The following is a 23,632-nucleotide window of genomic DNA, read 5'->3' on the forward strand; positions in this document are numbered from 1 at the left end:
TTTACACGCGCCGTCCGCGGCGTCCTCCTTTCTTACGACAGCCATCATGGGGGACCGGTGTGGCATCCTCTATGCGGCCTATCTTGAGTCCGGCTCTGGCGAGGGCCCTGATCGCTGCCTGCGCCCCTGGTCCTGGGCTTTTTGGACCGCTGCCCCCAGGCGCTCGAACCTTAATGTGAACTCCAACGAACCCTTTCTCCATAGCTTCCTCTGCTGCACGAGTCGCCGCTTGCATGGCGGCATAAGGTGAAGATTCTTCCCTATCAGCCTTCACTATCATGCCACCAGAGTACCTAGCAACCGTTTCAGCTCCAGTCAAATCAGTTATGTGAATTATTGTGTTGTTAAAAGAGGAGTAGATGTGGGCTATGCCCCATTTTCCTTCCGTCAATTTTCTCCCTCCCCGGTCGGTTCGTTTGCCCCATTTCTCTCTGGTGCTGCTCCTGTCTCTTCAGGCGCCTTCACAGGCTCGGATGGCTCTGGACTTCCCACCTTGCTCCCGGCAAAGGTCTTACCAGATACATAACCAATTAGAGGTTCTTCCTTAACTGGAACAAGATAACTGGGAACGTTAACACATCTGCCAGCTATGGCTATATGACCATGGACAATCAACTGCCTAGCTTGCAACATAGACTGCGCCAGCCCCTTTCTATGAACTATTGACTGAAGGCGTCTCTCCAGAATCTTGTCAACGGTCAGGCCCAAGACATCGTCCAGGGTGGCATTTTCACCAACTAGACCCAAACACTGTAATCTGCTGATAAGTTGTCTTGTCTCCCTCTCGGCTTGGGGCCCCGAAGCTGCTAAAAGATTTCTGGCCTGACTGCGGAAATTTCTCAATAAAGTCTGTGCCCGCCATATCTCTTCCTTTCTCCGCAATCCAAACTTTGACAGCATTGCGTCTTCGGCATCCATGCGACTCTTTTCCCAGGGATGTGAGGGCCTGAGATACTTCTTTCTCTGGCGTTTCATTTTGCATCACCGAGCTTAGGCTTTCTTAGCTCCTGCTTTTTCCGCTGGCGCGGCTTCGGCCTTTTCCTTCTTCGCTTTGGCTGGCTTGGCAGCTTCCTCCCGCATCCTAGCTTCCTTTCTCTTTACTCCTACTGTCAGACCTTTCCTACCGGTGGTTCTCGTACGCTGGCCCCGGACAGGTAAACCGAGCTCATGCCTTATTCCGCGCCGGCTACGGATGCGACGCTCCCTACCTATATCTGAACGAACGGCCATGTCAAAATCCGGACCGATCAGGTGGATATCCTTGCCTGTATCATAATCCTTTCTTCTGTTTAGCATCCAACTGGGAAAACCGTACTGGGTGGGGTTCTTGATGATACTCTCCAGCTGCTCCACTTGGTCTTTGGTAAGATCACCAAGCTTCATCGACGGGTCAATGCCTGCCACTAGCGCTGCTGCTCTAGCATAGGCAAAGCTGACGCCCTTGATGTCGGTCAGCGCCAGCTGGACCTTTTTTTCGCCAGACAGGTCCTTCCCTGCCATCCGCACTATGTGCTTGAACTCAGGCATTTTTCCCACGCCTTTTGCCATAGACCTTTCGCACAACTGCCTATTTAATTATTGATAACAGCAGTTTTTAGCTGTTCAGTTACTATAGTCAACTTTTGGTTAAAAGCCTTAGGTTTGGGTTTGGCGCCGGGGAGGGGATTTGAACCCCTGCGGCCCGTGAGGACCACGAGCTATCCATCATCGGCTCCAGGCTCGCGCGTTACCTGGCTACGCTACCCCGGCACCCAATGAAAATGTGTTTTTGGCTTTAAATGTCATTCAACCACGTCTTCAATAATGGCAACAGATGGGGAGAACTCATTTCCACTTTTTAGGATAGGTCCCGGGACTCATCACTATTCTTTCAGGTTTAGCCACAATTCCGTGATCGGTCTCGTAAATTTCCTTTGACCCCATCGTCGCGTGCGCCAGACCTATTAGTTCTCCTTTTAAGGTCAAAATAGCGACCAGATCTCCAGCCGATATTCCTGTCTCCACTGAAATTACTCCTGGCGCTGCTAAACTGGCCCCATGACATATGGCGTCGACAGCTCCGTCCCGCACCACTATCTTCGGCAAATGCTGCACTGAAATTTCCACGGGCAATATCGCACTGCGTAAGGGCTCCTCCCGGCCCTCCTCCTGCCAGAACGCGTAGGCATCAGAAAGATCATGTAACTTAATTGAATCCTTCTCCATGAAAGGACCTGTCCTAGTTCGTCTCAGCTCACTCATGTGTGCTCCGCATCCCAAAGCCTCCCCTATGTCTGACATCAGCTTACGCATATATGTCCCAGCTTCGCAGCCCACTCGCATAAGAACCTCCCTACCATCTCGCTCAAGAAGCTCAATATAATAGACATTTCTGACGCGAAGTTGCCGCTTAACCGCTGCTCGCATGGGTGGACGTTGATATATCTCTCCCTGAAAATCCAACAAAACCTGCTCTAGCCGGTGTTGCGGCACTTCATCATGAAGGTGCATTACTCCCACGTATTCTTTCCCTGAAAGCAACAGCGTCCGAGTCACCTTAGTGGCATCCTCTAAAGCCACCGGTAGGACCCCGCTAACTCCTGGATCTAGAGTTCCACCGTGGCCTGCTCTCTGCAGATGGAGCAAGAGCTTGACCCAAGCCACGACCTCGTGGGAGGTAGGTCCCCTTGGCTTATCTAGATTAATCATGCCCAACCTGATGTGCTCCTGAATCGGCCTCTTGAACGGGTCACAACCGTACTCCGGATCGGTAGTGTCATGAGCCTTGACGAGTGTCTCACGTTTGATATCTCCAAGCAACTTTCCCAAGTGGAACACCTAAGATAACCCTGCCGCCTCCAAGGCCCGCTTTACCTCTTCGTCGGAGGCACCCTTTTGAATCTCAAGCTTTTTATCGGTGGGTTCAAGATGAGCAAGGTTACAACGCCTGCGCTTGACTCCCGCACCAGTCACCACGACAAAGGTATCGTCCAGCTTCTCCACGATCACGCAAAGCCTTCCAGCTTCGTGACCTGCAATCTTTACACAGACCCGTCCTACTTCCATCACCACTTCTAACGCCTCCTCTTCATGACCGCCTCAATTGCCGCGGCAAGTATCTTGGTCGTCTCCGCGATCGACAACCTCTCCGTGTTCACCACGATGTCAAAAATTGAATAATCGTTAATATCAATGTTGTACAGTTTTTTAAATCTTTTTGCCTCACTTTTTTCCCTTTTGACCGTCTCATCGTAAACATCGCGATATCTTCGTCCTTCTCTTTGAGCAATCCTTTTCACCCTCACTTTTATCGGGGCTGTGAGGAATATTTTGAGGTCCGCTTTTTTAGCCATCCACCCGGCCAACCTTGCATCTATCAGAACCTTGCCACCTCTTGCAGCATCGGCAATCTTCCTGTCGATCATTTGGTCAATAGAAGGGTGACGCTCAGCATACCTCTGACCTTCTTTCAAGGTCATGCCCTTTTCCTTGATCAGCTCTCTGAAGATATCTCCGGCGCAGAGATATCGCAGGCTTCGAAACCTCTTTGCCAGAGCTTTAGCCGTTGTTGATTTCCCGGCACCGTGTAGGCCGCTGATGGCAACGGCTACCATACTCTCAGGTCCTAGCTTTTTCTATCAGTGCTCTTCGGGAACAGGCAACACATAGATAACCGCCGAAGGCCCGGTTCGGCATCCTCAGACTGCGAGGAAGACTCCTCAGTATGCCCCCCTGTATCCTAGGTACGCCACTAAGTGGTCGGCCACAGGAAGCGCATTTTGCGGCGGCTTTTCTCTTCTCCCGGTAGTGTTTCGACACTCTTCCTCCTGGTGTGCGAACCTGTCTCTTTTTGTAGGTATTAGATCTGTGTCTCCGCGCGGGCAACTAATCACCTATCATAATTTTTCTAAATATCTGGGAAAATCCGAGGTAGGTAATGAAATACCACCAACCCACCCCGAAAACGACCAGCGGGCCAATAAAGGGAAGGTCTATTCTGATAAACGGCAACCAAGCCACCACCCATCCTTTAAAGTAACCGCTCAGCGTGATCCACAGGATAAAAAGCGGGATCATATAGATGATGGACGGCTTCAAGGTTTGCGACGTGTTCTGCATCATCAGCTTGTTTATCTCGGGCTGCTGCAATTGAAGTTTGTGCACCAGTTTCATGTCCCTCTTCTTCATCGCCTCACGGTATTCCTTCTGGAAAGCAGCTATTTTCTCTTTGTTCTGCTTCACCAACTCCCAGTTCACCATTTTCTTAGTTATTATATTCACAATAAATGATGCCACAACACTGATGCCCAGAATTATAAAGAGAGAATATTCAAAAATTGGCGACAGATGAACCCCCACCAGCGAAGCCGCTCTGGAGATATCTGATCGCAAAGAGAGGATATCGGTTTCAGTTGGTGTCTGAGAAACTGCTGCGAACTTGACCTTAATTTGCTCGTCAAGGGAGGAATCTGCTCCCGCCACGCTGGAGCTGAAACTAAACAGATAGCCCTCATAGGCCTGCGCAAGATGGCTTTTGGCCGAGTCGCTGTCGCCCCGGCGCAAGGATGCCGCTGAGGTGTCTAAGTTATTAATGATGCTGAAAAGATCGTCGCTATTTCCTTGCCCTTGGGCCCGAGCTAATCCTGAAAGAATTATAGCAGATGTCAGCACCAGAGCCAGCAGAATCGGCATCTTTCTTGGCATAAATTCACCTTAGCGCTGAGACTATATTATCCACTGCTTTTTAAACCCTTTATCAATATTCTGAAAACAAACCGAAGCCCTGAAACTGGTGGACAGAAAATCCCAACATCGCAATCCGGCTGCTGGCGTTTCGATAGCCCAACTAGCTTGCTCAAACTATGCATAGTTGCCTCACTGACCAGTCTTTCTGCAACTCGATCGTGTTCTCACTCGCCAAAGAGTTTCCTAACGGCTGGGAACATTTCCGCCACTTGTTCTTTGGCTATCTCCTGATACAAGCTGTACATGATACCAACAGTCAACAGGATGCCTGTCCCGCTACCTAGTGCGCCCAAAAAGTCCGCCCCGGCCGAGAGGAACCCTACAAAGGCACCACCGAGTAGAGCCGCGGTTATGATGTAACGACTCAGTACCCACTCCATGACTCTCACATCACGCCTAAATCCTGGAATCAACATGCCGGACTCATCCAGTTGTCTCGCCACATCTCCTGGGCCCATCCCAGTCATGTGCACCCAGAGGTAAGCGAAGCCCATGCTGGCGAGAACTAATATCGCCATATAGATGACGGCCCGAATTGGATCGGCGGCTACTTGGGCCAGTCCATTTGGGGCATCTGTGAAGTAGGAAAGCCACGGCGCATGAAGAAGGGCGGCAAATATCTTCAGATTGGCAAAAACCGTCATGGCCAAGATGACCGGAATATTTGAAGTGTAGAGGAACCTTATCGGGTAGCGTCCCCTGACCCCGCCAAACCGACCGTATGCCAGCGGAATCTCTATTCTCATGCTTTCGGCATAAACTACTATGAAAAATATAAGAATTGTCGCTATCAGTCCCATCATATTAGGCAAATGGGGTCTGAAGAACTCACTGATGACATCACCGCTGCTGAGTACCGTGCCTATCAAATTAGGGATGACGCCGGTGGCTGGGTTTAGGGCCTCCCAGACCACCGTCATGGCAACACCGCCAGCTATAAACAAACTGACCCCGCTACCGAAGCCGTATTTTGAGACCACTTCATCCAGATAGATCACCACGATGGCCCCTAGGGTTAGTTGCAGAACAAGCAGAATTCCCGCTGGGCTCAACAACCCCACACTCTTGCCATAGTTACCTGCCAGTACCAGCATCGCGCCCTCAAAAACAGCCATAATGATTGCTAAAAATTTCTGAATCCCGGTGAAGAGGGCACGGTCTTCACTCTCCGACAAATTTAAACCTATTATCTTGCTGCCCACCAAGAGCTGCATTACTATTCCCGCCGTAACAATTGGGCCAATACCTAACTCCATCAAACTGCCGGCATGACTTGCCAGAACGTATCTAAGCTGACCGAAGAAATTTTGGGCCCCGGCATCCCAGACGCCGTTATGATTCAAATCAGTATAAGGTTCTAAAGCGGTTTCACCAGGGTCCATCACCCCGTTACCATTGGCATCAATAAAGTCAAAGACTCCGTTACCGTTAGTGTCCACGAACGGCTCCCGCTGGGCTATGCCGTAGAGCGGAATCTGAGACATCAAGAAGAAAACAATCAGGGCCACTCCAGTCCAGATGAACCTCTCCTTAAAAGGAACCCTTCTTTTGGGAACTGCAACTTCGGGCAAACGACGAACAATTGAATCTAATGCATAAAGCTTCGAGCGCGGCTTCTCCATTTCCCCATCCATCGCTTTCACCCAGCGATAGCCTTGCCACCAGCTTCCTCAAGCTTTCGTTTAGCCGATTCAACAAATGATTTTGCCACAACCTCAAGCGGACGAGTCACGCGGCCACCGCCTAGGACCTTGTCGACTCCGAGCTTGTTCAAATCCACCAGAAATCTATCCCCCTCCTTCTTGGCCACTCCCATCCCAACTAACCTATCCAAATTTTCGTCGATTTCACCGACGTTGATGGCGGTTACCCCCCGACGCACAGCCTCCGGTCGTGTGAAGCCGTGTTTGCCGAAATAATCAGGCATGTATCTAATGATGTACGACCACTTGTGTTTGTGTCCACCGCTCATTCCCGTGCCGCCACGCTCGCCACTACCCCTTCCTCTCTTAGAGCATCCACGGCCATAGGTGCGCCTACCTCGCTGTTTTCTAACCTTTCTACCCCTGCGAACGGTCATAGATCTCACATCATCCGCATAATCAACTCGTTAATCTTTTCACCGCGGTAGCCCAAATCTCCGAGGTCCCTCACCGGGCGTTTAGTCGATTTGTAACCCCCTGAAGGCGGGTGGAGTCTGAAAACCTTTTTGATGCCAATCTCATCCAATTTCACGCTACCGTTTGTAATCGCCGCCGCCAGATCCGCCAAGCTCTGAAAGTTTAGTCTGTTCTTAATCACCTCATCGGTCAATTTCTTGTTGCCGATGAGCCTGCCTCTCTTTGCCAACAATTGTTCTACAACATCGGCTCTTACTTCACCCCACGTAACATAGTCCTTAACTTTTCTTACCATCCCTAAGATAGATTCATTATCATCAACTAGGACGCAATGATTGACCCGAGTCAGTCCCAACATCTTTAATGTATCCTTGACCTCCCGTCTAGCGTTGATATCGCTCCTGATCTTGATCACCGCAAGTTTAGCCACTCACGACACCCGCCTTGCCTAGAACCACGCGCTCTCGGTATCGGTCGCTCATGACCACTTTGGTCGTTTGCTTCAAAGCCTCCATCACCGCCATTGAGAGATTGAGCGTCGTGCGTGTCTCCCCCTCGGTCCTCGTCCAAGCATCAAGTATTCCTGCCATGCGAAGAATGGTTTTTGGAATCTCAGCTGACGCCAGCCCGAGCCCACGCGGTGCCGGCTTTATAAAAACTTTGACGCTGCCGCTCTTCCCGGAAACTTCAAATGGAACGGAGTGACTTCGCCCGCAACCGCACTCCCAGCTACCACAGCCCCTAGCCACTTCAATGACATTTAACTTTGCCACGTTAACGGCTTTTTTAATGGAGGAACCTATGTCCCTAGCGCTGGCGTGACCAACTCCAACGATGCCATCCCTGTTCCCGACCACGGCCACTACCCTGTATTTCACCCTGCGACCTGACTTGTGCATTCTTTGAACCAGCGTAACTTCGAGAATCTCCTCTTGGATGTTCGGGACTAAGGCGTCAACTATTTCGCTTTCCTTGATCGGCTTTCCAGCCCGCAGTATCTGCGAAATATCGGTGATTTTTCCCTCCTTGACCTGTCTGCCCAAGCTGGTGCGCGGCTGCCAATGCTCGATGTTAAATTCCTCTGCTCTTTGTCTTCTCATCTTAACCACCGAACTGCCTGACTATCTCTTGCTTTACTGAATTAAAGTGATCAGGTATTTGTTCAGGAAGCAACCCCTTTGATAAATAACTTGAGAACCTCGCCATGTATGTTCTTTCATCCTCTTTTTTCAAACTCTCCGCATACGCCGATATATCTTCGCCGCTTATCCTTTCATCCGACGGTAAAATCTCTTCTTGATGTGGTATCTGCAGACCTGCGTCCAAGGCTCCCTTCAGCACGGCGAAAACTTTAGCACCCTTGGTGGGGTGTCTCATACCAATATCAAGTACCGCTTCCTTCACCCCAGCTTTTACGGCGCGATATCCGCAAAGTAAACCAACAAGGTAAGCTGCTGGTAGGTTGGATGTCCCGTCCTTCCAGCCAAACTTCTCCAGCTGTTTAGAATGAGCGGAGACCAAGACCAAATCTCCGGTGGGGGAAAATTTCATAATCTGGGCTGAAATATGCCTCAGCGAAACTCTGACGACTAGCCTCAGCTTTCTGGACCTCAACAGCTTGAGCCTGTACCTGTAATCCGTCCTTCCCTCCCTCTTTCGCCTGAACTCAACCTTGAACCGTGGACCAGATGTCTTCATTTTAAATCACTTCAAGATACCTCTTTCCTTCAGGTAAAGATTCAAGTGCGCCTTGCTCCGGAAATAGCCGCCTTTTACCATCCTGTAGAGCTTCCGATATTCTCCGTGGTCAATCAAACCTTCCTTTCTCAGTTCCCTCAGCCTAACCCGTAAAGGCCGAACCGTCTTTACCCAGTTGGCCTTTCTGGGCGCCCTCGCGCCGCTTGCACCCTTCCTTGACCCCATCCCGCGGCGTCTGCCTGCCCTGCGCTTTAACCTCCTCGTCCTCAGCCTGCCCCGGCTGATCCCCGTCTCTGGCTTTGCCCTGATAGCGCCCTGTTTGATAAGCCGTTTAATATCATCACGAGTGATGGCGGCAGAAACATCCGCTATGCGACTAGGATCTATCCAGACCCTGTTCACACCAACCTTGAGGATATCAGCTGCCAGTCTTTTCTTCATGTCCAGCTTCATCCTTCCTCACCCCCAGATTAAGCACCTTTATCTTCAGCTCTTCAGCTCTTTTCAAGATCTGTTCCCTTTTTTTCCTTCCCACATTTGCAGCTATTCTGATCGCCTGTCTGGCCGCGTCAATTTTCTCAAGATCGGATAAGTTCTTTACCAGCACCTCAGTAAAGCCAGAGGGATGAAGATCCCTAACTGTCTTAGGAACCCGATAACCAATAGAAACTAGGTGCCCCTTACCGCTAACCCTAAGGCGAAGCTTACTGTCCCGTCCTCTGGGCTTACGCCATTTCTCCCCAAGCCTCTTGAACCTGAACCATTCCTGACGTCTGAACTTTGGTAGTCGTTTCTTCTCCATCGAAATCACGACCTTTCAACGATGTAACAACCGTCTTGGAAAATCCTGCGATCCCTGTACTTCACAGAAGTTGCCTGCTCGATGTTAAAAGCTGTTTGTCCTACATCATCTTTGTTTATCCCCCTGACGATAATTTCATCACCATTGACCTCCACCGAGACGTCGCCGACTATCTCCGCGACCCGAGGCGATTTCTCACCCAAAAAGTTATGAATAGTCACGCGTTTTCCCTCGACCTTCACCGTAATTGGAAAATGTGAATATACGGTGCGAAGTTTATAGACAAAACCTTCGGTGACCCCTTTGATCATGTTCATTAAATGTGCTTTAAAAACTCCAAGCGCGGCCTTGTCCCTGCGGCGCAAAGAGGAGATCGTCCCGATGATAACGCGGCCCTGAATCTTTATCTCTAGGCCTGGAAAATCAAATTCACGTGAGAGAGCTCCCTTTTTCCCGCTCACCTCGACTCTCTTGCCCTCGACCTTGACTTCCACGCCATCTGGTAATTCTATTTTCTCTTCCATTATCCGCGACATACTCAACCCTTTTTTTGTCCCGTCTACTCTCCGTTTTTCTCCATTAAAAGCGTGAGGTCGGCCCTGCGGGATCAATAAACGTAGGCAATCAGCCTTCCGCCCAAACCCAGCTCCTTCGCCTTGGTATGGGCCATCACTCCCTTTGGTGTTGAAACAATAAGCAGCCCAAAACCGGCGGCTAAAAGATAGCGCTTTTCCCACTTCTCGTACTCGGTCACCTTTGTCGCGAACCTCGGCTTTATCGCCCCGCACCTATTAATCTTCCCTTTCAACTCAACCCTAAACTTTCCAGACTTTCCATCATCGATGAACTCAAAGGCGCCGATATAACCCTCATCCTGCATTATCTGGAAGACCTCCCGGATCAGTTTGGAAGCTGGGGCAATGACAACCTCTTTCTTTCTAGCCCGCTCATAATTGTTGACCTTTGAAAGGGCATTAGCTAATGGATCCAACAACATAAACATGCCTCAGCTGTATTTGGTAAAACCGATCTTAGGAGCCAGCTCCCTGAAGCATCTCCGGCAGAGCCTTAGCCCATGTTGTTGATAAACATGACCATAGCTACCGCAGTGCATACACCTGTGAGCTCCCTTTCCAAACTTTTTCTTCGTCATTGTAACACCTCAACCCCAAAATTGGTAATCATGAAATTTATCGCTTCCTCCCTGGTGACTCGGTGACCTCTTGGAACGGGTCTCCGAAGTAGGTTTCTCCTTTTTATCCGGTATCCCGGTCGTTCCAGAGCTATCGAAACGTCCATGCCAAACATTCCGATCTCAGGGTCGTATGAAATCCCTGGAATATCGATGTGCTCCTTGATGCCGAAGGAAACATTACCGTTCTCATCAAATGAAGTTGCCTTAATCTTATTGTCCACCGCTTCGAGGAGCTTTTTTAATACCTTAATGGCTCTCTCTCCACGCAGAGTAACCTTACAGCCTATTGGCTCCCCCTTCTTTATCCTCCAATCCCGCACCGACTTCCTAGCGTGGGTCCTCGCCGGCCTTTGGCCTGCAATCATCTCCAGCACCTTTTCTGCCTTGGCAAGCCTATCACCGCCCTCGCCGACACCGATGTTCAACACTACCTTTTCCACGCGGATCTGTCGCATTGGGTTCATCCACTCACCTGCAAACTAATAGCGGGCTTTTCCTTGCCCAACACAAAAATGTAGTGCTCTGGAGCTTGGAAGGTCAAACCACCATCTTCCAGAGTAACTATATTCGGCTGAGTTCCGATGATTGTCTTTATTTCAGTAATTTTGCCAACCCTGCCCACGTTGCTACCAGCAGTAACCATCGCAATGCTGCCAACTTCAAAAGGAAGCCGTTCTAAAATACTCTGCTCCGGCAATGATATTTTCACAACGTCCCCTGGTTTATAATCCAAGAAATCTCCCACCACATTTCTGCCATCATGGAGGGTGAGCTGTATCTTTTTACCCCTCACATATTGCTTTCTGATGATTTTACATAATTTAAACGAGGCCTCGGATGAAAGCGTTTTAACGGGCACCAGCCGGCCCAAATGATCGAGCAAAATCCTGTAGTTGGTGTCAAGTGCTGGCAATCTAACTACATCCATAAAACCAACGGGAAAATCAGGAGAACGCCTGACCTTTCCATCGACAAATACTTCTCCCCTATTTATCACCCCGTCGGCCTCCCGCGCGGTTCTAGCTATCGAGAGATAATCCCGCAATAAAATTCGAAGTGGTATCGCTCTATCCGCCGGATGCGGTCCGGGAGATGGCTTCATCGTCCAGACCACAGACTTACGAGGCAACTTCAATGACCGCGGTGCCGCGTAACGCTTTAAGTGCCTGCTGCTGCCTTTTTTAGCCACTCTCTGACCTCCCCGTTAACTTTCCTATGCGTTCTTTATCCTCAACTAGTTTCAACAGCATAACGTTGGAGGGGTGGATTGGTCGGTTGACCTGCGAGCCATCGCTCTTAGTTATGGTAGCTCCCTGCACAGTAATCGTCTGCTTTTTGGGGTTTACCTCTAAGACCTCCCCTTCCAGTTTCTTAAAATCCCCTCGCAAAATCTTCACCCGGTCACCCTTTCTCACCGGAAGTGATTTGATTTTATATTTTTCACGCAATTCTTTGCTGAGCCTCGCAGACATCAACTTGTTCCTCCTGTGTACCGGTGTTGAGTAAAGCCTCGCTCGTTGCTTTCTCGGCTGACGCGACACCATAGCTCACACCACTATTGAGGCTATTCCTGCTACTTTCGGCCATCTCTCGGCAGCTTCTCTAGCAATCGGCCCTTTAATCTCCGACCCTCTGGGTGCAGCCTCGGGAGTTATCAAGACTGCAGCGTTGTCCTCAAACATTACCCGCATACCATCAAGACGCCGGTACTCCTTTCTCTGCCGCACCACCACCGCTTGGACCAATTGCTTTCTGAGTTCCGGCGTGCCTCTTTTCACCGAGGCCACTATCCTATCACCTACGCCGGCTTTACCCATCGCCCGGCGCCTTCCCTTGTACCCCATGACACTTACTATCTGGATCTCCCGAGCCCCAGTGTTGTCGGTGACTACCAGTCTAGCCCCAACTGGAAGCACGCGAACCGGAGTAACCGCGCTCACGCCTATTGCTGTTCCCGCTCCCTTCTTTCCCATGACATCACCCTAACTTCTGAACGACCACAAAGGCCTTCGTCTTACTTAGTCTTCTGCACTCCATTATCTTTACCCTGTCCCCCAACTTCGCTGAGATGCAAGGTGGATTGTGGGCATGATATTTTGAGGTCCTCCTTTCATATCTTTCATACTTAGCTATTCTATGCATGCGTTCAAGCTCAACCGTAACCGTCCGGGTCATCTTATCGCTGACGACGATTCCCTCCAGTGCCTTTCCTCTGACCGAAAGTTTGCCATGAAAAGGACACTTAGGGTCAGAACACTTCTCCTTGGGTGGTTCAATTCCCATTCCAACCATCAGTATCACCTCTTCCGCCTAACTCTTTCCTCGGGCCGCCCGACCAGCCTCCTACCTTCTATTACCACAGTCTGACCATCAGGCAGTTTTATCTCGAATGATGAGCCAGATTTTGGCACTATTTTCGCGGCTGACATGTGTTCAATCACCAGCATATCCCGTGTTTCATCCAGAATCTTGCCGTAGACGCCCAAAAGATTAGGATCAGAACTGCTCACGACCTGCGCCTCGAGCCCAATAAGCTCGTGCTGCAATATGTTTCTTTTAGTCAACGGCATAACGCCACCTATCTCATGTTTATCATCTCGGGGGTGAACCCAAGACTCACGAGCACTTCCTTTACTCGCTGTTCGTGGTGCCCCTGTAGCTCTATGCGCCCATCCTTCCAAGTTCCACCGCAGGCAAGCTCGGATTTCAGTTTCTTAGTCAGGTCTTTGATGCTGACTTGTTTGTCATCGAGACCTTCTATGACCGTGACGACCTTGCCGAACTTTCGCTTGATGACATATACGTTTATCCGTTGCTGCTCTCGAGCTATCTCTTCGCAGACGCAGAGTTCCTTGGGCAGACCACAAACTTTACATATCTCTTGCAGTGCTCATCCACCTCCTCGCTGTTTTTCCCTTATAATAGTGAGTATTCTGGCTATCGCCCGCTTGAGTTCCCGGATTTTCGCCGGATTTTCCAGCGAGCCGCCCGCAGCCGCTGTAGCCCTAGCTCTGGCCAGCTCTGATCTCAGCTCCTTCAATTTCTGCACCATCTCATCAAAATTCATTGACCTTATTTCCTCAGGCCTGAGCGTCGCCATCGCCAACACCCTCCTCAGGGGCCTTCTTGACCTTAGTTTCCTCGACCTTTTCACCAGCTGGCTGTTTTTCGGTCCCGGTCGTTTCTTCCGCGATCTTTATCTCTCCCGGCAAGGGGACATCCGGGGGCATTATGCTCACCTTTATACCCACGATGCCGGGCTTCAATTTTGCCACCGCTTTTCCGTGGCTGACCAGTTTCTGAGCCGGCTCTCCAGCCTTGCTCAAATATCCCTCATAAAATCGCATGCTCCTCGACCGCTCTCCGGCAATCCTGCCGGAAATCACTATCTCCACTCCTCTGGCTCCAGCTCCCATTATCGTCCTAACCATGCTCTGACCGACTCTACGAACGCTCAAGCCACGCTCCAAAGCGAAGGCGATGTGCTTGGCCATAATCGGTCCCGACAGCTCTGGCTTAGGTATTTCCACAACCTCAACCTGTGGTTTTTCGAGGCCGAACTTTTGTTCCAAATCGTCGGTCAGCTGCTTGATGCTCTTACCCTTCTTGCCGATCACCATTCCCGGCCTCTCTACATAAATAGTAACTCTGGTACCCGTGAGAACTCTTTTTATATCCACGCCGCCGTATCCGGCCTTCGAAAGCTCGTTCTGAAGATAGGTTTCTAGCTGAACTCGTTTGATTCCCTGCTTGATGAAGTGTTTTTCTACTGGCATTTCCTCACCCTTTCAGAATTATTTCAATGTTTGTCAGTGGTGATATCGCCGGTGATGAGCGGCCAAAAGCACGCGGCAAGAAACCGGGAATAGCTGTCCCCTTGTAGGCAGCGGCGTGAACCACTTTAAGTTTTTCCACATCCAGTCCCTTGTAAATCGCGTTGGCCTCCGCGTTCTTCAGCACCTTCAGGATCTCTCTCGCCGCTTTCACCGGATACTGACCGCTGCCCTTGGGACCACGATGGGCAACCTTTTTTCTGTGCCGCAAAATAGGCACTGCTTTTTTCTTCTGCTGAACGGCTTCAAGATATTCTTTGGCGGCGCTCAGACTCATCCCCCTTATAGCTCTGCAGACCTCCATGGCCTGCTTGGGAGAGATCCTCCTCTCCTTACCCAAAGCCCTTGCCACTGGTTCCTCAATTTCAGCAGAGTAACCGAACTTAGGCATTACCATCACTTCAGCGGGACGTACATGGAGCTTCTGGTAGCGCCGATACCAGGAGTTCCATGAATGACTCTCTTTCTCGTTAGCGCAAATTCCCCAAGACGGTGGCCAATCATCTCCGGCTTAATTTCTACTACTAAAAACTCCTTACCATTATGAACTGCAAACTTTAGCCCTACCATCTCCGGAATTATCACCATATCTCGACAGTGTGTCCTGATGGGGGCATCATTACCTGAAGCCCTAGCTTTCCTGATTTTTTCTATTAATTTTTTCTGTTTCGGTGTGAACCCTCTCAACAATGATCTCCGCTGACGAGACGGTAAAAGCATGGCAAAATCATCTAAAGGTAACTTCTGGAGTTCTTCTAACGTATAACCACGATAAGTGAATTTCTTCGGCATGCCCTCACCTCTTGCCTGTTCTCCTAGCCGCTATTAACCCTACTTTCTGACCAGGCGGAGCTCCACGTGCCACCGTTTTCGGTCTTCCGGCATTTTTACCCCTTCCACCACCGAAGGGGTGATCTACCACGTTCATAGCCACCGCACGAGTCCGTGGATAATGCTTGCCCTTTGCGATCATGATGTGATGCCGTTTGCCTGCTTTAACTAACGGTTTTTCCAAGCGTCCTCCGCCCGCCACCACTCCCACCGTTGCACGACACCTAGGATCCATTTCCTTTATCTCCCCCGAGGGAAGTTGAACGCTAACACGATCTCCCTCGTGTCCGATCACCACCGCGTAAGAACCTGCCGCCCTTACTAATTTTCCACCATCTCCTGGTTTGGTCTCTATATTGAAGACAGGCGTGCCTTCTGGTATTTCAGATAAAGTTAGAACATTTCCCGGCTTTGCTTCACCAGCAGTTCCGATCATAATTCGGTCACCAACTTTGAGTCCTTCGGGAGCCAGCATCAGATGTTCTTGCCCATCCTCACATCTAATCATCGCTACAGGCGCATTTCTGCCACGATCGTGAAGTATATCCACTACCACTGCTTCGCCTGTTTTCTGTGGAGAAGGTAGCTCTATCTTTCCCAGCCTCCTCCAACTCTTTGCCCGGTAGGTCGGAGAACCGTCGCCTATCCTTTGTGCTCTTAAGCGCTTACCCATCAGATCATCCCCAGCTTAGCTGCTATTTCATCAGCCATAAACTCAGGAGCTAGCTTTACATAAGCACGCTTTTTCCCGTCAGGGGTTATTTCGGTTGATACTTTTTTCACTTTGACTTCAAAAAGCGTCTCTACAGCTCTTTTGATATCTGCCTTGCTTGCGGCATTATCAACTACGAAAATCAACTTATTTTCGGACTCCATCATTTTCACCGATTTCTCGGTGGCGAGGGGATAGAGAATTACTGAGTGCGGATCTTTCATGAGTACAATCCCTCCGCAAGTTTCTGAATGGCAGAGGTACTCCAAACAGATACTCTGCCCGGTACCCCTCCCGGTGCTAGAACCTCGGCATTCAGTTCGTTGACTTTGGCCACGCTCACCCCAGGGAGATTTCTGGCCCCCAACTTTATCCCTTTGTCTTGAGCTATCACTATTAAAGGTCCGACTGCTTTCTTATACCTCCGGCCTCTCATCTTACCAACGCCTGCTCGGATGCGTATTCCCTTAGAGGTTCTTTCTAGCTCCTTATCCAACCCTAACTTCACCAAAGTTGCCCTTATATCTGCAGTTTTTCTCAGACTTTCTATCTCATCGGTAACGACAATAGGAAGTGCTGGAACATTTTCAATCAAATGGCCCCTTGCAGCGGCTAATTTCTTATCCTTTAACGCGGCAATAGCTGATCTTATGGCCAACCGTCGTTCCTTTTTATTTATTCTCTCTAAAATTATCTTCTCGACCTTAGGAGGATGAGCTCTCCTACCGCCGACCGCATGTGGCGCAAAAGCACCCATTCCTGCTGCTGGATGCTTGGTGCCTTTGACTCTTCTAATTCTAGAAACACCAAATCCCTTCCCCCATGTTTCGGCCGATGTTCTCTTCCCCGCCATAGGATCCGATCCCCACGGTTGAATTCTGGCCGACTGTGCAGCCAGCACGGCCCGTCTTATCACGTCTGGCCGGATCTCAGTCTCAAAGATTTCCGGAAGTTCTATTTCCTCTACTGGCTTAGCATCAAGGGAAAAAACAGGAACCTTCATAATCACGCCCCCTGTTGGGAAGCGGTGCTTATATAGGTAATAGAGGGCACCGTAGTCGCGACTTTATGATGTAATCTTATCGGGCGTCTCAATTGAATTAATCGTTTGGTAGGTCCAGGAACCGAACCGGCAAGGACGATATAATCTCCTCTGATCGGTCCATAACGGAGGAAGCCCCCACTCGGCGTGACCTCCTTACCATCGTTTCCTATCTTCAAAATTCTCTTGTTGAACTCGGTGCGCTGGTGGTATCCCATCTGGCCTGCCGCTGGAACTGTCCACAGAATTCTGGGCGGAGACCATGGGCCGAGGGTACCGACCTGTCTTCGTCCCTCCTCGCTCTTTCGTGGCAAAATCTTGACGCCCCATCTTTTAACCGGACCTTGGAACCCTTTGCCCTTTGTGATCGCCAGAACATCGACGAACTCGCCCTCCTTAAAAACATCCGTCGGGCGAACCTGTTTGCCCAGTAAACCCTTGGCATAGTTCCAGCGCTCCTCAATGGAGCTGCCGCTGACACGGATCTCCACTAAATCCGGCTTTTTCTTTGGCACACCGGTGACTCTGGGTTGGGTACAGGCTAAAACGCGGATCTCATTAACTTTACCAGCCTTAACCAATGCCTCGGCCTCTGCAAGGTCTTTTTGAACATCGTATTTTTTGGGCTTTCGAATCAGGCGATAGAGGTCCTTAGGAACCTCACCTGACCAGACTTCATCCACAGCCTTTAGTCCCTTAGAGCCTTCTCGATAGAGCCTAATCGCACAGACAATCATCGGCGGTGCCTCGATCACGGTGGCCGGAACACAAATCTCCTGTCCCTTAGTCATGGACCCCTTGTGATCATCGATCATGAAGAGGCTTACCATCCCGGCCTTATAACCTGCAAATCCCTGTAAACCCAACCTAGCTTCCGCTGGCCAAGCCCTCACATGAGCCACGGGGCTCTTGGCCCTTACCCTTGGCATATAGGCCAATGATCCCCGTCTAGGATGATGTGCCCGCTTTCCCATTTTCTATCCCTCTATGAGCGCATTCAGCAGCGAGAGCGTGGCGATGAGTGCCTCCTCGGTCCGAACCGTGGCCGTGCCTTGGTTTGGTACTGCGTTCACAATGACGTCGAACAGAGCCGAGGCTTCGACGCCCTGTCGCCGGCATATCTCGAAGAGCCCAGCATAAGGCCCCCCGAAAGCCACCGCCATACTGCGAGGTTTGCTACTCTTTATCGCCTGCACGGTCTCATATAAATTTTGCCCTCGCCTCGATGTACCAATGTAGTAATCGGATTTAACTGCTTTTAAGCCCTCCGCGAGGCTTTTGGCGCGTGAAATTTTGAAACCCCAATACTCATGAATCTCCTCACGAGGGACCGGTGTCACTTGGACGAAATCCCCCTCTCGATTACCAAGTCTCACCGTCAACCGCTGCTTCAGGGGCAACTCTCCATGGTAGATTCCCTTCATCGGCAGACCTATTTCCAAAACGCTTTTTTTTCCCGACTCAATGACGACTCCATCGCGATAGTCTCCCTTTTGATTCCTCTCACCCTGGAGCGGATGATTCGGTGTTCGCAGCGGAGAAAGCAAACCGGCATATCTAAGTTCACCAGTATGGGGGAAAAGGAGCTTGCGCAAATACTGCGGAGTTTCAAGATAACTCAATAAGGTCTCAATCGTCTTGGCTTGGATCTCTTGGTCACGGACATTGGGATCATCGTCATTGTAGATACATACCCTGACAACGCGGAAGATTGCCAGTGCCCGCCCCACTATGCCTACTTTAAAAGTCACCTGTTGAAGGTCTGAGGAATCAGCCACCAAAGAAGCTGGTAATAAGACTGAAATTTCTGGGTTAGAAAGCATTATCAATCAGCCTTTGGCGACTCCTATTGGCACCAGCCTTGCAACTTTCTTAGCTATGCCGGCTCGGTGGGTTATGTCAACCACCCTATCGATGTCCTTGTAGGCTTCCGGTGCCTCCTCAGCGATTACCGAAATCTTGGCGGCCCTGACGACCTTTCCCTCTGACTCTAGCTTGCGCTTGATGTCCTCTCCCCTGAAGTGCTTCAGCGCTGCGGTTCGGCTCATGTGCCGTCCAGCGCCGTGGGCAGTGGAGCCGAAGGTCTCCCTGTAACCCTGTTGGGTACCGACCATCACATAGGAAGCCGTTCCCATATCCCCTGGAATCAGCACCGGCTGGCCCACATCACGGTATATTGGTGGCACTTCAGGATGTCCAGCAGGGAAGGCCCTTGTGGCGCCCTTTCTGTGAACGCAAAGTTTTTTCTTTTCACCGTTCACCTCATGCTCCTCGATCTTGGCAATGTTGTGCGCAACATCATAGACAATGTGCAGGCCCAACGATTCGGCGTCCTTCTTCATGACCTCCTCAAATGACTGCCTCACCCAGTGGACTATCATTTGTCGGTTAGCCCAGGCGAAATTGGCGGCGCATCTCATCGCCGAAAGATATGCCTGCCCCTCGGGAGAGTTTACGGGAACGTTCACCAGTTCACGGTCGGGCAGGAAGATGTTATACCTTTTCACGGCACGCTCCATGGTGCGGAGGTAATCGGAGCAAACCTGGTGCCCCAGACCTCGGGAACCGGTGTGGATCATCACCGTTACTTGGCCCTCGTGGTCTATGCCGAACCTCCGGGCTACCTCAGGGTCAAATATCTTATCAACCGTCTGAACTTCGAGAAAGTGATTTCCGCTGCCCAAGCTGCCGAGCTGGGGATAACCCCGCCTCTTGGCCTCGGTGCTAACATCCTTGGCAGAAGCCCCGGGCATCCCGCCCCTTTCCTCAAGCCGATCTAGGTCCTCTTCCCAACCATATCCATTCTCCACGGCCCATCTCGCTCCCATCTCCAGAACTTGGTCGAGCTGAGACTGAGTCACCTTAACTTTGCCCTCACTACCCAACCCTGAGGGAACGTTCCTAAACAGTGAATCCACGAGCTCTCGAAGTTTTGGTATTACATCATCTTTGTCGAGTCCCGTGCGCAGAAGACGAACGCCACAGTTGATATCATAGCCTACGCCTCCTGGGCTGATAACGCCGGTCCCAACATCCGTAGCGGCCACTCCTCCAATTGGAAAGCCGTAGCCCTGATGACCGTCAGGAAGTGTTATCGAGTAGCGGCAGATCCCCTGAAGTGAGGAAACGTTGGCGGCCTGTTCCAGCGTGAGGTCCCGCCTCATCTCGTTGAGCATCTCCTCGTCTGCATAGATTCTGGCGGGAACGCGCATCCAGTGCTTGTAATCTTTAGGTATCTCCCATCTCAACTCATCTATCTTCCTTATCGTCCCCTTCCACGGACCCGCGGCTGAAACAGCGCCTTCTTCCACAATTACACCCAGTAGACATAGCTGAAGCCGTTAAATTAACTTTTGCTTTAAAATGGCCCGATCAGATATCAACCACGGCTTGGACATAGGTGCCATCTTTCCCCTGCCCCACTTCCATCAGGTGATAGGTGACCGCTTTCACTGCCGTCCGCTCCGGATGCTTGGCTGGATCAAATTTCTCACCCCAGACCTGGGCCGAAAGCTTGAGTTCTCTCCGCGTTTTTTCTATCCCCGCCGTGAACCTTGAAAAGACCAAATTTTCCGAGTCATGAAAATAGATTAATCTGTCCAGCCAGTCATAAAGGAGCGCCAGCTCATCTTCCGCCGCCAGCTCCACATCCCGTCTTTCCTTGGGATCGACCTTGCTGGTGTCGACCATGATTTCGAAAAGTGCCAGTGCCGCGTTCTCGAAGGCCTCGGCTAGATCGCGGCCGTATGCCCTGAAGCCTATGTCGCTGGGATGTTCTATCCAATCGAATTTTTTCATCAGACGCACCAACCCAAGACTGATTGGAAGAGCTCACAAATAACTGGGTGCCTTCGTTAAATATCCTTTTTAATAGCGTCGGGTTTCAGTGCCTTAAAGACCTCAAACCACACCACGCTCACCAAACCCGCTACCAAACAGAGGAGCAGTTCAACGGGCTGAATGGTAGCGAGCTTGAAAACTGCCTGAAGCGCCGGGACATAAAGCAGAAACAGGATGAAAATGGAGGTGCCGCCCAAAATCAGCCAGAGTGGAAGGTTCCTCTTACCGATGGAGCCGAACATGCTCCTCGACCAAGAAAGGTTAGTCAGGATAAGACAAACATTAGCTATGATGAGAGTGATGAAGGTAAGCGCCCGCGCCTTTTCCACTCCCATTCCGCTGTAGTGGGAAAACAAGAAGACGGAAAGGACAACGAGGAGTACCACTAGTCCCTGAAGGATGCCGAGGCCAAGTGTTCTTCTGGTAAACAGCTTCACCTTTGGATCTCTAGGGGGGCGCCTCATGACGTCTGGTTCTTCAGGTTGTGCCTCGAAGACCACCGAACAAGCAGGGTCGATTATCAGCTCGAGAAGGGCGACATGGACGGGCAGAAGGACCAAGGGCAGATTCAGCAGGACTGGTATTAAAGTGATCCCGGCTATCGGGACGTGGATGGTAAAGATGTAGACCATTGCCTTCTTAATGTTGTCATAAATCCTCCGGCCGAGTCTTACGGCCTGAACTATGGAAGAAAAATTATCATCGGTTAGGACGAGCGAGGCAGCTTCTCGAGCGACATCGGTTCCCCTCTCTCCCATGGCCACACCTATGTTCGCTGCCTTCAGAGCTGGCGCGTCGTTGACCCCATCCCCAGTCATGGCCACCACCTCGCCATTGGCCTTGAGAGCCCTCACTATCCTCAGCTTCTGCTCGGGCGTCACCCTAGCATAAACGTTTGAACTTCTCACGCACTCACCGAGCTCCTCGTCGCTCATTTTTTCCAAGTCGTTACCCGTCACAATCCCTCCATCGCATTTCAATCCGACTTCCTTGGCCACATGTAACGCCGTTCCGGGATAATCTCCAGTGATCATCACGACCCTGATTCCGGCGCTGTAACACTCCTCTATCGCCTCCTTGACCTCAAGCCTCGGGGGGTCCTTAAATCCCAACAGGCCGATGAAGTCGAACCTGAAATCATGCTGCTCGACCGGAAGGTCTATCTTCTTGAAATATGCCTTGGCAACCCCGATCACACGCAACCCCTCGTCGGCCATCCTCGCCACAGCCTTCGAGATCTCCTCCGATCTCTCCTCGATGAGGTGACAGAGGTCGAAAACGGCCTCGGGAGCTCCCTTGGCCGCGATCACGTATTCTTCACCATCAGGGGAGCTCCAGACCTGTGACATGGCCAGCAGCTCCCTTGATAGCAGGTATTCCCTGACCAGCGTCCAGTCGCCGTGCACATGCTCGGTGTTCGCGATGTGTCTCTCGGACAATTGGCTTATCGCCCTCTCTATCGGGTCAACGGCGTCTCTTCTGCTGGCGAGAACGGCGAACTCCAGCAGTCCGTGAAACTTTTCCGGCAGCGGTCTACTTTCATCGACATCATAGAACTCGCCGTCAACGAACATCTTCTTAAGCGTCATCCGGTTCTGGGTTAAAGTTCCAGTCTTATCGACACAGAGCACCGTTGCCGCACCCAGCGTTTCCAAAGCCGCGACCCGACGCGTAAGCACCCTCTGTTTAGATATCCGCCAAGCACCGAGGGCTAGGAAGACCGTCAAGATAACTGGGAACTCTTCCGGGATGATCGCCATCGCAAGAGTAAGACCGGCCAGTATTCCATGAAACCAATCCAACCTAGTAATACTGTAAACTAGGATGACAATGATGCTGAGAAGAAGTCCGAGAAGTGCGATGTTTCGGACGAGCCTCCTGGTCTCCCTCTGCAGGGAGGTATCCTCGGGCTTGAGACCCTCCAGCGACCTGCCTATCTTCCCCATCTCGGTGTTTAAACCGGTGGTGACGACCCTAGCATATCCGTAACCTTGGACCACCAAAGTACCCGAGTAAACGAACGGCTGATCATCCCCTCCCGGTCTTCCGATCCTAGCAACCCCATCCCATGCCTTTTTCCTCACCGGGGCTGATTCTCCCGTCAGCAGCGACTCATCAACGAGAAGGTGCATCGAGTCTAGGACAATGGCGTCGGCGGGCACTCGATCGCCCTCCCTAAGCAAGAGCAAGTCCTCCCGAACCACCTCCCGACCTGGAATCCTGACCAGCTCTCTGCCTCGGATGACTAGGGCACGCGGACTGGAGAGGTTCCTCAAAGTCTCAAGCGCGCTTTCCGTCTTCCTCTCCTGATAAATGGTTATACCGATGATCACGAAAACGAAGCTCATCAGGACAAATGCTTCCTCCAAATCCCCTAGGATCATGTAGAGCGTTCCGATGGTGATCAGAAGAAGAAACATCGGCTCCTTGAGAACTCCGATAATTATCCTCAGGGCACCTCTCTTCTCGCCGCGTGGCAGCTCGTTGTATCCTTCTTCTCTAAGCCTTCTAGCGGCCTCCTCTTCAGACAATCCTTGGAGGCCAGCCAAATGGTTAAAATTATTTCCCATTTCTTGATAGTAGTGCGCTGTTTGCTTTTAAGGATATTGAAACCTTCAGCGTGGTTTTGAATCATCGAGCACTACCTAATTGGGGAAAACTGTTGTCAAAGTGGAGTTTTGTTCCGATTCATTAGCTCAAGGCGCCGGGGAGGGGATTTGAACCCCTGCGGCCCGATGGGCCATACGCTCTCAAGGCGTACGCCTTACCTGGCTTGGCTACCCCGGCCCACTAACTACTGAAAATATCTTGGATAAATTCTTACCTGAGCCGAG

36 protein-coding genes, 2 tRNA genes and 1 pseudogene are annotated in these 23,632 nt (G+C 50.9%); all 39 read right to left on the reverse strand.

Features of this window, described 5'->3' with window-relative positions; all coding sequences use genetic code 11:
• Position 1 precedes the first annotated feature (1 nt).
• The gene (locus QXT02_RS01405) at positions 2-391 is read right to left on the reverse strand and encodes a 30S ribosomal protein S11 (RefSeq protein WP_342811534.1); all 390 of its coding nucleotides are present in this window, start codon (positions 389-391) and stop codon (positions 2-4) included.
• Positions 388-975: a 30S ribosomal protein S4 gene (locus tag QXT02_RS01410; RefSeq protein ID WP_342811535.1), complete on the reverse strand. Its 588-nt coding sequence runs from the start codon at positions 973-975 to the stop codon at positions 388-390. The genes QXT02_RS01405 and QXT02_RS01410 overlap by 4 nt, the downstream gene beginning before the upstream one ends.
• Before the next feature lie 111 nt (positions 976-1,086).
• Positions 1,087-1,527 (reverse strand): annotated as a pseudogene (locus tag QXT02_RS01415) (30S ribosomal protein S13); the annotation flags it as partial.
• A gap of 121 nt (positions 1,528-1,648) precedes the next feature.
• Positions 1,649-1,749 (reverse strand) — tRNA-Ser (locus QXT02_RS01420).
• A gap of 75 nt (positions 1,750-1,824) precedes the next feature.
• Positions 1,825-2,808 (reverse strand): RNA-guided pseudouridylation complex pseudouridine synthase subunit Cbf5, encoded by a 984-nt coding sequence (locus QXT02_RS01425; RefSeq protein WP_342811536.1) that lies wholly within the window; start codon positions 2,806-2,808, stop codon positions 1,825-1,827.
• 9 nt (positions 2,809-2,817) lie between these two features.
• Positions 2,818-3,045 carry a 50S ribosomal protein L14e gene (locus QXT02_RS01430; protein WP_342811537.1) on the reverse strand — a complete coding sequence of 76 codons (228 nt, stop codon included), beginning with the start codon at positions 3,043-3,045 and terminating at the stop codon, positions 2,818-2,820.
• Positions 3,046-3,053: 8 nt separating this feature from the next.
• Positions 3,054-3,593 (reverse strand): (d)CMP kinase, encoded by a 540-nt coding sequence (gene cmk, locus QXT02_RS01435; protein WP_342811538.1) that lies wholly within the window; start codon positions 3,591-3,593, stop codon positions 3,054-3,056.
• A 4-nt stretch (positions 3,594-3,597) separates the two neighbouring features.
• Positions 3,598-3,864 (reverse strand): 50S ribosomal protein L34e, encoded by a 267-nt coding sequence (locus QXT02_RS01440; protein ID WP_342811539.1) that lies wholly within the window; start codon positions 3,862-3,864, stop codon positions 3,598-3,600.
• A complete protein-coding gene (locus tag QXT02_RS01445) occupies positions 3,865-4,683 on the reverse strand; it encodes an EMC3/TMCO1 family protein (protein WP_342811540.1) in 819 nt (272 codons plus the stop codon).
• Between the two features lie 206 nt (positions 4,684-4,889).
• Positions 4,890-6,359 carry a preprotein translocase subunit SecY gene (gene secY / locus QXT02_RS01450; RefSeq protein ID WP_342811541.1) on the reverse strand — a complete coding sequence of 490 codons (1,470 nt, stop codon included), beginning with the start codon at positions 6,357-6,359 and terminating at the stop codon, positions 4,890-4,892.
• Between the two features lie 5 nt (positions 6,360-6,364).
• The gene (locus QXT02_RS01455; protein WP_342811542.1) at positions 6,365-6,805 is read right to left on the reverse strand and encodes an uL15 family ribosomal protein; all 441 of its coding nucleotides are present in this window, start codon (positions 6,803-6,805) and stop codon (positions 6,365-6,367) included.
• 5 nt (positions 6,806-6,810) lie between these two features.
• Positions 6,811-7,275: a 50S ribosomal protein L30 gene (locus QXT02_RS01460; RefSeq protein WP_342811543.1), complete on the reverse strand. Its 465-nt coding sequence runs from the start codon at positions 7,273-7,275 to the stop codon at positions 6,811-6,813.
• Positions 7,268-7,945: a 30S ribosomal protein S5 gene (locus QXT02_RS01465; protein ID WP_342811544.1), complete on the reverse strand. Its 678-nt coding sequence runs from the start codon at positions 7,943-7,945 to the stop codon at positions 7,268-7,270. The genes QXT02_RS01460 and QXT02_RS01465 overlap by 8 nt, the downstream gene beginning before the upstream one ends.
• A 1-nt stretch (position 7,946) precedes the next feature.
• Positions 7,947-8,543, reverse strand: a complete 597-nt coding sequence (locus QXT02_RS01470) for a 50S ribosomal protein L18 (protein ID WP_342811545.1) — start codon at positions 8,541-8,543, stop codon at positions 7,947-7,949.
• 6 nt (positions 8,544-8,549) lie between these two features.
• Positions 8,550-8,996 carry a 50S ribosomal protein L19e gene (locus QXT02_RS01475; protein WP_342811546.1) on the reverse strand — a complete coding sequence of 149 codons (447 nt, stop codon included), beginning with the start codon at positions 8,994-8,996 and terminating at the stop codon, positions 8,550-8,552.
• Positions 8,962-9,345, reverse strand: a complete 384-nt coding sequence (locus tag QXT02_RS01480; RefSeq protein ID WP_342811547.1) for a 50S ribosomal protein L32e — start codon at positions 9,343-9,345, stop codon at positions 8,962-8,964. The genes QXT02_RS01475 and QXT02_RS01480 overlap by 35 nt, the downstream gene beginning before the upstream one ends.
• Positions 9,346-9,350: 5 nt before the next feature.
• Positions 9,351-9,887 (reverse strand): 50S ribosomal protein L6, encoded by a 537-nt coding sequence (locus tag QXT02_RS01485; RefSeq protein WP_404980405.1) that lies wholly within the window; start codon positions 9,885-9,887, stop codon positions 9,351-9,353.
• Positions 9,888-9,952: 65 nt separating this feature from the next.
• Positions 9,953-10,342, reverse strand: coding sequence for a 30S ribosomal protein S8 (locus tag QXT02_RS01490; RefSeq protein WP_342811549.1), 390 nt, complete (start codon positions 10,340-10,342; stop codon positions 9,953-9,955).
• Positions 10,343-10,351: 9 nt separating this feature from the next.
• Positions 10,352-10,498 (reverse strand): 30S ribosomal protein S14, encoded by a 147-nt coding sequence (locus tag QXT02_RS01495; protein WP_342811550.1) that lies wholly within the window; start codon positions 10,496-10,498, stop codon positions 10,352-10,354.
• A complete protein-coding gene (locus QXT02_RS01500) occupies positions 10,495-11,004 on the reverse strand; it encodes a 50S ribosomal protein L5 (RefSeq protein WP_342811551.1) in 510 nt (169 codons plus the stop codon). Before QXT02_RS01500 ends, QXT02_RS01495 begins: the two co-directional genes overlap by 4 nt.
• Complete coding sequence (locus tag QXT02_RS01505; protein WP_342811552.1) at positions 11,001-11,729, reverse strand: 30S ribosomal protein S4e; 729 nt, start codon at positions 11,727-11,729, stop codon at positions 11,001-11,003. Before QXT02_RS01505 ends, QXT02_RS01500 begins: the two co-directional genes overlap by 4 nt.
• Positions 11,722-12,084 (reverse strand): 50S ribosomal protein L24, encoded by a 363-nt coding sequence (gene rplX / locus QXT02_RS01510; RefSeq protein WP_342811553.1) that lies wholly within the window; start codon positions 12,082-12,084, stop codon positions 11,722-11,724. The genes QXT02_RS01505 and rplX overlap by 8 nt, the downstream gene beginning before the upstream one ends.
• Before the next feature lie 3 nt (positions 12,085-12,087).
• Entirely contained in the window at positions 12,088-12,513 is a 426-nt protein-coding gene (locus tag QXT02_RS01515) for a 50S ribosomal protein L14 (protein WP_342811554.1), read from the reverse strand.
• Positions 12,514-12,517: 4 nt separating this feature from the next.
• Complete coding sequence (locus tag QXT02_RS01520; RefSeq protein WP_404980407.1) at positions 12,518-12,832, reverse strand: 30S ribosomal protein S17; 315 nt, start codon at positions 12,830-12,832, stop codon at positions 12,518-12,520.
• Positions 12,833-12,837: 5 nt separating this feature from the next.
• On the reverse strand, positions 12,838-13,110 hold the full coding sequence (rnp1, locus tag QXT02_RS01525; protein WP_342811556.1) for a ribonuclease P protein component 1: 273 nt from the start codon (positions 13,108-13,110) through the stop codon (positions 12,838-12,840).
• Positions 13,111-13,118: 8 nt separating this feature from the next.
• Complete coding sequence (locus tag QXT02_RS01530) at positions 13,119-13,427, reverse strand: translation initiation factor (protein ID WP_342811589.1); 309 nt, start codon at positions 13,425-13,427, stop codon at positions 13,119-13,121.
• Between the two features lie 3 nt (positions 13,428-13,430).
• Positions 13,431-13,640 carry a 50S ribosomal protein L29 gene (gene rpmC / locus QXT02_RS01535; protein WP_342811557.1) on the reverse strand — a complete coding sequence of 70 codons (210 nt, stop codon included), beginning with the start codon at positions 13,638-13,640 and terminating at the stop codon, positions 13,431-13,433.
• Positions 13,621-14,316, reverse strand: a complete 696-nt coding sequence (locus QXT02_RS01540; protein WP_342811558.1) for a 30S ribosomal protein S3 — start codon at positions 14,314-14,316, stop codon at positions 13,621-13,623. Before QXT02_RS01540 ends, rpmC begins: the two co-directional genes overlap by 20 nt.
• A 4-nt stretch (positions 14,317-14,320) precedes the next feature.
• Positions 14,321-14,770, reverse strand: coding sequence for a 50S ribosomal protein L22 (locus QXT02_RS01545; protein ID WP_342811559.1), 450 nt, complete (start codon positions 14,768-14,770; stop codon positions 14,321-14,323).
• The gene (locus tag QXT02_RS01550; RefSeq protein WP_342811560.1) at positions 14,770-15,165 is read right to left on the reverse strand and encodes a 30S ribosomal protein S19; all 396 of its coding nucleotides are present in this window, start codon (positions 15,163-15,165) and stop codon (positions 14,770-14,772) included. The genes QXT02_RS01545 and QXT02_RS01550 overlap by 1 nt, the downstream gene beginning before the upstream one ends.
• A gap of 4 nt (positions 15,166-15,169) precedes the next feature.
• The gene (locus QXT02_RS01555; protein WP_342811561.1) at positions 15,170-15,877 is read right to left on the reverse strand and encodes a 50S ribosomal protein L2; all 708 of its coding nucleotides are present in this window, start codon (positions 15,875-15,877) and stop codon (positions 15,170-15,172) included.
• Positions 15,877-16,140: a 50S ribosomal protein L23 gene (locus QXT02_RS01560; RefSeq protein ID WP_342811562.1), complete on the reverse strand. Its 264-nt coding sequence runs from the start codon at positions 16,138-16,140 to the stop codon at positions 15,877-15,879. Before QXT02_RS01560 ends, QXT02_RS01555 begins: the two co-directional genes overlap by 1 nt.
• Positions 16,137-16,919 (reverse strand): 50S ribosomal protein L4, encoded by a 783-nt coding sequence (gene rpl4p / locus QXT02_RS01565; RefSeq protein ID WP_342811563.1) that lies wholly within the window; start codon positions 16,917-16,919, stop codon positions 16,137-16,139. The genes QXT02_RS01560 and rpl4p overlap by 4 nt, the downstream gene beginning before the upstream one ends.
• A 2-nt stretch (positions 16,920-16,921) precedes the next feature.
• Positions 16,922-17,932 (reverse strand): 50S ribosomal protein L3, encoded by a 1,011-nt coding sequence (locus tag QXT02_RS01570; protein WP_342811564.1) that lies wholly within the window; start codon positions 17,930-17,932, stop codon positions 16,922-16,924.
• 3 nt (positions 17,933-17,935) lie between these two features.
• Positions 17,936-18,781: an RNA methyltransferase gene (locus QXT02_RS01575; protein WP_342811590.1), complete on the reverse strand. Its 846-nt coding sequence runs from the start codon at positions 18,779-18,781 to the stop codon at positions 17,936-17,938.
• Positions 18,782-18,787: 6 nt separating this feature from the next.
• Positions 18,788-20,269, reverse strand: a complete 1,482-nt coding sequence (locus tag QXT02_RS01580) for an RtcB family protein (protein WP_342811565.1) — start codon at positions 20,267-20,269, stop codon at positions 18,788-18,790.
• 61 nt (positions 20,270-20,330) lie between these two features.
• On the reverse strand, positions 20,331-20,756 hold the full coding sequence (locus tag QXT02_RS01585; protein ID WP_342811566.1) for an archease: 426 nt from the start codon (positions 20,754-20,756) through the stop codon (positions 20,331-20,333).
• 56 nt (positions 20,757-20,812) lie between these two features.
• Positions 20,813-23,347 carry a cation-translocating P-type ATPase gene (locus QXT02_RS01590; RefSeq protein WP_342811567.1) on the reverse strand — a complete coding sequence of 845 codons (2,535 nt, stop codon included), beginning with the start codon at positions 23,345-23,347 and terminating at the stop codon, positions 20,813-20,815.
• Positions 23,348-23,500: 153 nt separating this feature from the next.
• Positions 23,501-23,585: transfer RNA gene (locus tag QXT02_RS01595), tRNA-Ser, on the reverse strand.
• Between the last annotated feature and the right edge of the window lie 47 nt (positions 23,586-23,632).

It is taken from the genome of Hadarchaeum sp. (SeqCode), assembly GCF_038871235.1.
Taxonomy (GTDB): domain Archaea; phylum Hadarchaeota; class Hadarchaeia; order Hadarchaeales; family Hadarchaeaceae; genus Hadarchaeum.

Bases quoted from the DNA above. Each gene is read 5' to 3' on its own strand.
- QXT02_RS01520 (WP_404980407.1), bottom strand. From the start codon at position 12,832: ATGGTTGGAATGGGAATTGAACCACCCAAGGAGAAGTGTTCTGACCCT.
- cmk (WP_342811538.1), bottom strand. From the start codon at position 3,593: ATGGTAGCCGTTGCCATCAGCGGCCTACACGGTGCCGGGAAATCAACA.
- QXT02_RS01515 (WP_342811554.1), bottom strand. From the start codon at position 12,513: ATGGGAAAGAAGGGAGCGGGAACAGCAATAGGCGTGAGCGCGGTTACT.
- QXT02_RS01555 (WP_342811561.1), bottom strand. From the start codon at position 15,877: ATGGGTAAGCGCTTAAGAGCACAAAGGATAGGCGACGGTTCTCCGACC.
- QXT02_RS01430 (WP_342811537.1), bottom strand. From the start codon at position 3,045: ATGGAAGTAGGACGGGTCTGTGTAAAGATTGCAGGTCACGAAGCTGGA.
- QXT02_RS01445 (WP_342811540.1), bottom strand. From the start codon at position 4,683: ATGCCAAGAAAGATGCCGATTCTGCTGGCTCTGGTGCTGACATCTGCT.
- rpl4p (WP_342811563.1), bottom strand. From the start codon at position 16,919: ATGAAGGTTCCTGTTTTTTCCCTTGATGCTAAGCCAGTAGAGGAAATA.
- QXT02_RS01585 (WP_342811566.1), bottom strand. From the start codon at position 20,756: ATGAAAAAATTCGATTGGATAGAACATCCCAGCGACATAGGCTTCAGG.
- QXT02_RS01545 (WP_342811559.1), bottom strand. From the start codon at position 14,770: ATGGTAATGCCTAAGTTCGGTTACTCTGCTGAAATTGAGGAACCAGTG.
- QXT02_RS01455 (WP_342811542.1), bottom strand. From the start codon at position 6,805: ATGACCGTTCGCAGGGGTAGAAAGGTTAGAAAACAGCGAGGTAGGCGC.
- rpmC (WP_342811557.1), bottom strand. From the start codon at position 13,640: ATGGCGACGCTCAGGCCTGAGGAAATAAGGTCAATGAATTTTGATGAG.
- QXT02_RS01490 (WP_342811549.1), bottom strand. From the start codon at position 10,342: ATGTTGTTGGATCCATTAGCTAATGCCCTTTCAAAGGTCAACAATTAT.
- QXT02_RS01550 (WP_342811560.1), bottom strand. From the start codon at position 15,165: ATGCCGAAGAAATTCACTTATCGTGGTTATACGTTAGAAGAACTCCAG.
- QXT02_RS01500 (WP_342811551.1), bottom strand. From the start codon at position 11,004: ATGAACCCAATGCGACAGATCCGCGTGGAAAAGGTAGTGTTGAACATC.
- QXT02_RS01540 (WP_342811558.1), bottom strand. From the start codon at position 14,316: ATGCCAGTAGAAAAACACTTCATCAAGCAGGGAATCAAACGAGTTCAG.
- QXT02_RS01560 (WP_342811562.1), bottom strand. From the start codon at position 16,140: ATGAAAGATCCGCACTCAGTAATTCTCTATCCCCTCGCCACCGAGAAA.
- QXT02_RS01480 (WP_342811547.1), bottom strand. From the start codon at position 9,345: ATGGAGAAGAAACGACTACCAAAGTTCAGACGTCAGGAATGGTTCAGG.
- QXT02_RS01495 (WP_342811550.1), bottom strand. From the start codon at position 10,498: ATGACGAAGAAAAAGTTTGGAAAGGGAGCTCACAGGTGTATGCACTGC.
- QXT02_RS01570 (WP_342811564.1), bottom strand. From the start codon at position 17,932: ATGGGAAAGCGGGCACATCATCCTAGACGGGGATCATTGGCCTATATG.
- rnp1 (WP_342811556.1), bottom strand. From the start codon at position 13,110: ATGCCGTTGACTAAAAGAAACATATTGCAGCACGAGCTTATTGGGCTC.
- QXT02_RS01475 (WP_342811546.1), bottom strand. From the start codon at position 8,996: ATGAAGCTGGACATGAAGAAAAGACTGGCAGCTGATATCCTCAAGGTT.
- rplX (WP_342811553.1), bottom strand. From the start codon at position 12,084: ATGGTGTCGCGTCAGCCGAGAAAGCAACGAGCGAGGCTTTACTCAACA.
- secY (WP_342811541.1), bottom strand. From the start codon at position 6,359: ATGGATGGGGAAATGGAGAAGCCGCGCTCGAAGCTTTATGCATTAGAT.
- QXT02_RS01575 (WP_342811590.1), bottom strand. From the start codon at position 18,781: ATGCTTTCTAACCCAGAAATTTCAGTCTTATTACCAGCTTCTTTGGTG.
- QXT02_RS01465 (WP_342811544.1), bottom strand. From the start codon at position 7,945: ATGAGAAGACAAAGAGCAGAGGAATTTAACATCGAGCATTGGCAGCCG.
- QXT02_RS01410 (WP_342811535.1), bottom strand. From the start codon at position 975: ATGAAACGCCAGAGAAAGAAGTATCTCAGGCCCTCACATCCCTGGGAA.
- QXT02_RS01470 (WP_342811545.1), bottom strand. From the start codon at position 8,543: ATGAAGACATCTGGTCCACGGTTCAAGGTTGAGTTCAGGCGAAAGAGG.